Source organism: Opitutales bacterium (assembly GCA_013215165.1).
Classification (GTDB): domain Bacteria; phylum Verrucomicrobiota; class Verrucomicrobiia; order Opitutales; family JABSRG01; genus JABSRG01.
Genome location: JABSRG010000047.1, coordinates 26,299 through 32,298, shown reverse-complemented (window position 1 = coordinate 32,298; position 6,000 = coordinate 26,299). Strand labels below are relative to the sequence as shown.

Sequence of the window (6,000 nt, the reverse complement as noted above, 5' to 3'; positions counted from 1 at the left end):
AGAACGCTAAGAGCCAATGAGCAATGGGATGAATACTGGAGCAAGAATTAGATCTCCCCGTTACTTCAATTGCACCCCTGTCATTACGAGTGCATAGTAAGAGTTTGACGGCTCTACATTGTTTGCTTCTCCGTAAACAAATTCGTTTTCCGAAAAAACGTCGCCGTTAAAATTAATGATGTTAACATTCACCGCCGCTATTTTCCCTTCAAACACGGGTTCTCTAAGGAGCGGCAAGCCGATTCGCGTGTCTGCATCTGCATTCACAGTCCTAGAAATACAACCGATTGGGTCAGTGTAGACGGTTGTTTGTCCGAATAATCCACCCAAAGGCAAGAGTGAGTAAATCAACGACAACAGGATGTTTCTTAGGGTTAGTCTCATGTGAGTATGCTTCCCACGCCAGTCAAGAGAAGGGCAGTTTCGTGGGCTGAGGGAAGGGTGAGGAGGGAGTCAGAAAGGAAAAGAAGTTATGTGAGATAAATCGCCCCGACGCCATATTAGGCAAGCAAAAAATAGATTTAGGGGACTGCTCTGATCGCTGACTCGATGGATCCGCAGCCTCTGGTTTCGACATCGCCTTAACAACTATTTCTTCGGTTCTTTAGCGAATGCTCTCATGTCTTCAATCTCGTCGCCTTCATCCATGATCTCGTGGCCGATGAGTTCTTCAATGACATCTTCGAGGGTGAGCACCCCGGAGAAGCTTCCGAATTCGTCCACGACGGCGGCCATGTGTTCGCGGCGCCTCAGGAAGCGAGCGAAGGCGCGTTTGACCTCGAGGTGTTCCGGGATGATCATCACTTCGTGGCACAGGCTTTCCATCGTGCGCTCCCAGTCATCTTTTGCTGCCAGATCAACGATCTCGCTTTTGAGGACATAGCCGATGACCTCCTCATCGCTTTTAAACACTGGATATCTAGAAAATGTCAGGGTGTCGCGCTCTTCCCAGACTTCGCGTACGGTATTCGTGGCGCTGAGTTTGCGGACGACAGGACGTGGGGTATGGATTTCGCTGACGTGAAGGTCTTGAAAGGCGAGGACACTGCGCAGGATGGTGGCATCGTGCTTATCGATGACGCCTTCTTTTTGGCCCAAATCGGCAAGTGCATCAATTTCTTCGCGGCTAATGGATGGAGAACCATCTTTTCGGGTTAATAGGCGGGAAAATGTCTGAGACATCGCTACCAATGGCCACATGGCCACAACAAGGAATTTCAAAAAATAGGCTGTCGGCGTCGCGAGATCCCGCCAGTAGGCAGCGCCCAGTGTTTTCGGGATGATCTCTGAAAGCACCAAGATGAGCAGGGTGAGGATGCCGGAGATAATCGAGAAGGGTACATTTTGAAATACGACTTGCGCCTGTGCGCCCACACCTGCTGCTCCCACGGTGTGGGCAACCGTATTTAGACTTAAAATCGCAGCCAGAGGCCGATCCACGTTACTCTTTAGTTCATCGAGGATGATCCCTGTCTTGCTGCCGGATTCCTTTTGGGATGAGATGAATGAGGGCGTGAGCGAAAGGAGTATAGCTTCTACAATTGAACACAAAAACGAGACCCCGATGGCCAGGGCTAAGAAGAAAAGAAGTAGAGTCATACAGAGGCGATTATCTTGATAACCCTTTGCCTGAAGAAGTCCAGGCGGAGAGCTCTAAGGTAAGGTCCACGGGTTGAATCATACGGCGGAATTACCGTTTCGGAGGCACCCAGGTCAGCGATGAGTGGTGGAGCGATATGAGCACGTCACCATGGATTTTGTGGTAGGTGAACGTATAATCCGCGCGCGTGGCGTCCCCGTGTGCGTTCACAAATGCATAATGCCCCATGTCTTTGAATCCCAATCCGCCAGCTTTTAGAATGGGCCCCACTTCACTTTGGAATTCCACACGTTTCCAACCCCGGTGGAGAAAGCCATCGTCATTCGGGTAGTCCGGGTTCCCTCCGATAAGGTAAGAACGTGCGCCAGCCTCGTCCGTCCGAATTTCATCGGTGAGCGTCGGTTTAAAGAGAGGGGTTCGTCTGGTGACCCGAAATCGTAGAGTGCCAGAAGGGATTCGACATCTTGAGCGATGACAGCAGCCACCCATGCTTCCTGGGCCTTAATGACTTCTGAAGCGGTTATTTTTTCGAAAGGGTCCATTCTGCAAATCTTAGAATGGGTCGGGTTTAGGATGGAAGCAAAAGTGACTTCGGCACCATTTTTGAAAGTCGTTTGATCCACAACCACAGCTTGCCAAGTATGTGAATGAGCTATTGTGGTAGTGGTTGAATCAGGACTGAAAAAGGAAATGGAAATCGACGCAATAATCGTGGGAGCGGGCCCGGCCGGCATCGGTTCCGCTTTAGCACTACGCCGAGCAGGGGTGAAGGGTTCACTTGTATTAGAGGCAAATGAGGTAGGTAGTTCATTCTTAAAGTGGCCAGAGCAGATGCGCCTCATCACGCCGTCATTCCATGGTAACCCATTTTTTCAAACCGACCTAAATGCTGTCACGCCCGACTCAAGTCCGGCAGATTTTACGCTCAAGGAACACCTCAGTGGCAACGAGTATGCCCGCTATCTCAAGGCGACTGTGCGTCATTTTTCAGTCAATGTGCGGGAAGGTGAAAAGGTGCAGAGCATTTCGCGAGAAGGCGGATGCTATGCAGTGCACACTCCCAAAGTCCGCTACAAAGCGAAGAATGTGATTTGGGCTGGTGGGGAATTCTCTCATCCACAGGTCGGTTCATTTTCTGGAGCTGAGCATTGTGTGCATTCGAGTATGTTCCGCAGTTGGAAAGATTTTCAGGGCGACGACGCATTGATCATCGGTGGCTACGAGAGTGGCATAGACGCGGCCTGTAATCTTTTGGACCTTGGCAAGCGCGTGGTGGTGATCTCCAGTGGCGAACCTTGGAAGGTAGATCATCCAGATCCCAGCGAATCGCTTAGCCCATATACGCGCGAACGCTTCATGAACGCCCTGAAGGCTCATACAGGTCGGATTGCACTGGTCGGTAATTCGACAGTAAGCCAGGTGTCTCAACTGTCAGGACGCTATGTGGTCGAAACAGACAAAGGTGAAGTCTTCGATACCGATGCTCGTCCGATTGCGGCGATCGGGTTTCACTCCGCACTTCATCCCGTCAAGGATCTCTGGGGGTGGAACGGATCCTTACCCAAGTTTACTGAAGACGACCAATCGACGCTTTCGCCGGGAATGTATTACTCGGGACCCTCACTCATTCAGCGTAAATCCAAGTTTTGCTTTATCTATAAATTCAGGGCGCGGTTTGGAGTGGTGGCGCGTTCGGTAGCCCGACGTCTTGGACTCCCGGAGCCCGATCTACAGGACGACATACGTCGCGGATTTTTGGTCGACGACCTGGAGTGCTGCACTCAGTGCGAATGTGCGGTGGAATCTGAGGCAGCATCCGTGAATGCCAGCTCATGAAGACAGACCCGCAGGGGAATTCTTCCGAGACACCTCCGACGCACAAAGGCGAATCTGTATCAAATCACTCAGGGGATGTCCCCTCGTGGCCTCTGACTTTATTCCGATCAGTCTGGAGCTTAGCGCTGCTTTTTGCTCCGGCCTGTTTCGCGGTGGTTCAGGCAAATGCCTTGGCGGATCGTTTTTATGAGCCATTAGGTGCCCAGCTAAACCCTTGGCTCGATACGCTAAACAGTTTGCCGGGTCCCTTTGCGGCTACATTGGGTGGAGACTATGGAGTCGTGTCGATGTTTCCATTCTTACTGCTCTATGCGCTGCCGACCATCTTAGTCTTCTCAATCCTTATCGCCGTCTACAAGAGCACCGGACTCATCGATACGCTATCGAATGGTCTACGTCCCTTGCTCATACCCTTCGGACTGGGTGGGCCCGACTTGGTGCGCGTGGTGATGGGCTTTGGTTGCAACGTGCCAGCGATAATCGCCACACATACCTGCTCCAGTTGCTCGCGCGGGACCTGTGTCTCTGCGATATCCTTTGGTTCGGCGTGTTCCTATCAACTTCCGGCGACGCTGGCTGTCTTTGCAGCGGTAGATGCGGTTTGGCTGGGCCCTATCTATCTCGCCGTCTTAGCGGCCACGACTTTGATCTATTTACGGTTGACGCGGCCAAAATCGGTGAGGCAGGCAAACATAGTAGCTCAAAGTTCGTCGATCCGCCCGCTCACGCGCCCTTCCTGGAGCGCGATATGGCGGGAGTCTGCGGAGAGCGTGCAAGATTTTTTCAAAACGGCGCTTCCCATTTTCGTGATAATTTGTGTCGTCGCCGGTCTCCTCGAATGGTCAGGTGCATTGACAGGGTTCAGCCGCTTATTGGTCCCGGTCACCGCGGTGTTTAACCTGCCCCCTGAGGCAGCGTTGGCCATCGTTCTCGGTTCAGTCCGCAAAGATGGCATCGCTATTGGTTTGTTGGATACCGACTGGACTTCGCTGAAAGTTCCCTTGGACACGCCATTCCAACTGTTGACTGCTGTTTATCTCGCCGGCGTCTTGTTACCCTGTTTGGTCACGATAATCACAGTGGCCCGGGAAATGCAGCTTCGCTTTGCGCTCAAGATGGTTTTGCGCCAAGTTGTTTATGCTATGGCCTTTTCGCTCTGCATCGCGTGGATGGGGAGGCTGTTTTACACCATCATTTCTTAACCGATCACACAAAATGCGGCCTCCCATACGCAAGCTTCCCGTGACGGTCCTCTCAGGCTTTCTCGGAGCTGGGAAGACCACGCTGCTCAATCATATTTTAAATAACCGCGACGGCCTCAAAGTCGCCGTAATTGTCAATGATATGAGCGAGATAAATATCGACGCTCAGCTCGTTGCCGAGGGCGGAGCAGGGCTCAGTCGGCAAGAAGAGAAACTGGTCGAGATGAGCAATGGGTGCATTTGTTGCACCCTGCGCGACGACCTACTCCTCGAAGTGCGGCGCTTGGCATTAGAGGGGCGGTTCGATTACTTGGTGATTGAGTCGACCGGTGTGTCTGAACCCATGCCGGTGGCCGAGACCTTTTACTTTCGAGACGAGCTTGGATTCAGCCTCGAGGACATTTCTGAGATCGATACGATGGTAACGGTCGTCGATGCGGCTAACTTTGAGCGCGATTTTGGCTCCACTGATCGATTGCGTGATCGTGGCCAGGAAGTCGATGCTGAGGATGTGCGCAGTATCATCGACTTGCTTGTCGACCAGGTTGAGTTCGCCGACGTCATCATTCTGAATAAAATTGATTTGGTGGATGCAGCCATGCGCGCCCGAATCATCGCCGGTATAAAAGCAATCAACAGTCGCGCCGAATTGATCGAAACTTCCTTTAGTAAAATCGACCCGAAGTGCATCTTGAATACCGGAAGCTTTGACATCGAATCGGCGGAGCAGATGCCCGACTGGCTCAAGATTATTGAGAAGGAACCGGTTTCCGAGACCGAGGAATATGGCATCAGTCACTTTGTTTACCGAGCCCGACGCCCCTTCCATCCTGAACGCCTACGCAAATGGATGGCTCAAGAGTGGCCTGGCGTGATCCGCTCCAAAGGCTTTTTTTGGCTCGCGACACGGATGCCCTTCGTCGGGCTCTGGTCGCGCGCTGGGGCGCAGTCCGACGTGCAAGTCGCAGGGAAGTGGTATGCCACGCTGCCACGCCATAATTGGCCCAACGACCCAGAAGAGCTAGAGCTCGTGCGCTCGAACTGGAAAGAGCCCTTCGGCGACCGCCGGCAAGAAATCGTCCTTATCGGTTACACGGATCAGATGGATCAAAACGCGCTAACCGCGCGCTTAGACAGCTGCTTGCTAACGGACTCAGAGATGGACGAGGGCGAAGCAGCCTGGGCAGTTCTAGACGATCCCTTCCCAGCCTGGATCGCCGGAGCGACACCGGAGCCATCAATCATTGGATAGATGTGTGGCGTTGTGGGGTATGGTTGCGGCTATAAATCTTGAATTGTACTTAAATCCTACGAGGTCGAGTGGAGTATGGGAATGAAAATTAGCAGCGCTATAGCGAGCGT

At 52.5% G+C, this 6,000-nt stretch carries 6 protein-coding genes; 3 read left to right on the top strand and 3 right to left on the bottom strand.

All coding sequences use genetic code 11. The annotated features are described in order from the left end of the window. Window positions 1–60: 60 nt before the first annotated feature. From HRU10_11050 to HRU10_11040, 3 genes are all read right to left on the bottom strand, one after another. Window positions 61–384: a hypothetical protein gene (locus tag HRU10_11050; protein ID NRA27767.1), complete on the bottom strand. Its 324-nt coding sequence runs from the start codon at window positions 382–384 to the stop codon at window positions 61–63. A gap of 204 nt (window positions 385–588) precedes the next feature. Continuing rightward, window positions 589–1,599, bottom strand: a complete 1,011-nt coding sequence (locus HRU10_11045) for a DUF21 domain-containing protein (protein NRA27766.1) — start codon at window positions 1,597–1,599, stop codon at window positions 589–591. A 255-nt stretch (window positions 1,600–1,854) separates the two neighbouring features. Then, the gene (locus HRU10_11040; protein NRA27765.1) at window positions 1,855–2,142 is read right to left on the bottom strand and encodes a hypothetical protein; all 288 of its coding nucleotides are present in this window, start codon (window positions 2,140–2,142) and stop codon (window positions 1,855–1,857) included. Window positions 2,143–2,290: 148 nt separating this feature from the next. Between HRU10_11040 and HRU10_11035 the strand changes: the two genes are divergently transcribed. The 3 genes from HRU10_11035 to HRU10_11025 are packed head-to-tail and all read left to right on the top strand — an operon-like array spanning window position 2,291 to window position 5,890. After that, the gene (locus HRU10_11035) at window positions 2,291–3,436 is read left to right on the top strand and encodes an NAD(P)-binding domain-containing protein (protein ID NRA27764.1); all 1,146 of its coding nucleotides are present in this window, start codon (window positions 2,291–2,293) and stop codon (window positions 3,434–3,436) included. Next, window positions 3,433–4,638 (top strand): ferrous iron transporter B, encoded by a 1,206-nt coding sequence (locus HRU10_11030; GenBank protein NRA27763.1) that lies wholly within the window; start codon window positions 3,433–3,435, stop codon window positions 4,636–4,638. Before HRU10_11035 ends, HRU10_11030 begins: the two co-directional genes overlap by 4 nt. A 25-nt stretch (window positions 4,639–4,663) precedes the next feature. Next, the gene (locus HRU10_11025) at window positions 4,664–5,890 is read left to right on the top strand and encodes a GTP-binding protein (protein NRA27762.1); all 1,227 of its coding nucleotides are present in this window, start codon (window positions 4,664–4,666) and stop codon (window positions 5,888–5,890) included. Window positions 5,891–6,000 lie beyond the last annotated feature (110 nt).

Bases quoted from the DNA above. Each gene is read 5' to 3' on its own strand.
- HRU10_11050 (NRA27767.1), bottom strand. From the start codon at position 384: ATGAGACTAACCCTAAGAAACATCCTGTTGTCGTTGATTTACTCACTC.
- HRU10_11030 (NRA27763.1), top strand. From the start codon at position 3,433: ATGAAGACAGACCCGCAGGGGAATTCTTCCGAGACACCTCCGACGCAC.
- HRU10_11040 (NRA27765.1), bottom strand. From the start codon at position 2,142: ATGGACCCTTTCGAAAAAATAACCGCTTCAGAAGTCATTAAGGCCCAG.
- HRU10_11045 (NRA27766.1), bottom strand. From the start codon at position 1,599: ATGACTCTACTTCTTTTCTTCTTAGCCCTGGCCATCGGGGTCTCGTTT.
- HRU10_11035 (NRA27764.1), top strand. From the start codon at position 2,291: ATGGAAATCGACGCAATAATCGTGGGAGCGGGCCCGGCCGGCATCGGT.